The sequence below is a fragment of the Endozoicomonas sp. SESOKO3 genome (assembly GCF_024606255.1).
The window spans coordinates 1-1,866 of sequence record NZ_JAHHPR010000129.1; the positions used below are offsets into that span (position 1 = coordinate 1).

Here is a 1,866-nt window from a genome sequence, read left to right on the forward strand (position 1 = left end):
CCTCGCGCTCCCCCCAGATCGCGTTTGCCTTTTTTGTTAGAACCAACAGTGCTGCAGATCAGCGCAGCCAGGAACCTGCGTTGTATGAGTGCTTTTTATCAAAATGGAACGCCTTGCGTTCCAAATCGAGCAGGTCCCACTATCGTCGTCTGACCCGTATTGAAACCCCAAATCCAGAGAGCGATATCTGCTGGAAGCCATACAATAGAGCTGGCATTCCCGGTCGCTGGATCGTCAGGTCAGCAAGCTGTATTACGAGCGCTTGTTGTTCAGCAAGGATAAGCAGCCCGTGCTGCAGGAAGTTGAACAAAAAACTAAAAAGTTTGAAGAGTAGACGTGCATTAAAACTATTGACAAGTACTCCTGATTTTCAGTGGACACAGAGTAAGTAACTTGCGGCCAAAATGCATTAAAACTGTTTTTATATGTCCGATTCCTGAATGTAGCTGGATAAAGCTGTTGACTGATAGCCCTATATAATAAGGGCTATAGAGGAATAAGCTATTTCCGTGTCGATAGTTTAATGCATGTGTCTGGAGTTTTAATACATGTTTACATCTGTTGGTTAGACCACAGACCCCAACTGGAAAATAGGCAAGTACATGGCAATGATAAGACCACCAACCAGTACGCCGAGAACCGACATGATCAAAGGTTCCATCAAGCTGGTCAGACCATCGACCATGTTGTCTACTTCGTCTTCGTAAAAAGTGGCGACCTTATCGAGCATTTCATCCAGAGCGCCGGATTCTTCACCAATAGCCACCATCTGAACCGCCATGGCCGGGAATATGCCAGAGTTTCTCATGGCGAACTGCAGCTGCTGACCGCTGGATACGTCTTCCTTTATGCGTTGGGTGGCATCGAAATAGACGACGTTACCAGCAGCCCCGGCAACCGAGTCAAGGGCATCCACCAGGGGTACACCGGCGGCAAAAGTCGTCGACAGGGTTCTGGCGAATCGGGCGACTGCTGATTTATCAAGAATGACACCGATCACGGGAATCTTAAGGGTGACCCGATCCATTCTGTCTCTGGTTGCTTTGGATTTTTGTAGCAGTTTTTTGAACATAAATCCAAAGGCAACGAGAGCGCCTATGGTCATATGCCATGAACTTTGGACCCATTCAGAAATGCCGATAACCAACTGGGTAAATGCGGGTAGCTCAGCCCCAAATCCCTGGAATACTTCCTCAAACTGGGGCACTACGTAGACCAGCAGAATGCCAGTCACAACCATAGCAACACCCACAACAGCGATGGGGTATTTCATCGCTTTCTTGATTTTGGCCTTAAGGGCTTCGGTTTTCTCTTTGTAGGTGGCGATTCTGTCCAGCAGTGACTCCAGAGAACCAGACTGCTCACCGGAAGCGACAAGATTACAGTAGAGGTCATCGAAATACAGTGGATGGTTTCTCAGAGCGTCGGCCAGAGTGGAACCGCCGGCAACATCATTCTTGATTTTGCCAATGAGATCTTTCATGGCAGGCTTTTCGATACCGTCAGAAGTAATATCAAACGCTTGAAGCAGGGGAACCCCCGCCTTCATCATGGTGGCTAGCTGGCGGGTAAACAGGGCAATATCCATGGGTTTGATCCTGCCGCCCTTGGTACCCAGTGACATACCCTTCTTTCTGACTTTTGTGGAGTTGATTCCCTGCTTGCGGAGCTCAGCTTTGACCAGTGCAATACTGCCGCTCTGGATTTCTCCTTTGACCTTCCGCCCACTCTTGTCTTTACCTTCCCAGACGAATGTGGCTGTTTTTGTTGGTTTTCGTGCCATATATAGCCAGTTCCGTAGCTTCTTTTATCATTCTTGTTGAGCCACTGCGATGCCAGGCAGTGGCATTATACCGCTCTTAACGG

At 48.5% G+C, this 1,866-nt stretch carries 1 protein-coding gene; it reads right to left on the bottom strand.

Going from position 1 to position 1,866, the window contains the following annotated elements; genetic code table 11:
* Nucleotides 1-565: 565 nt before the first annotated feature.
* Complete coding sequence (locus KDK18_RS02300) at nt 566-1,783, bottom strand: type II secretion system F family protein (RefSeq protein ID WP_257252904.1); 1,218 nt, start codon at nt 1,781-1,783, stop codon at nt 566-568.
* Nucleotides 1,784-1,866 lie beyond the last annotated feature (83 nt).

Coding starts and splice junctions, on each gene's coding strand:
- KDK18_RS02300 (WP_257252904.1), bottom strand. CDS start 1,783: ATGGCACGAAAACCAACAAAAACAGCCACATTCGTCTGGGAAGGTAAA.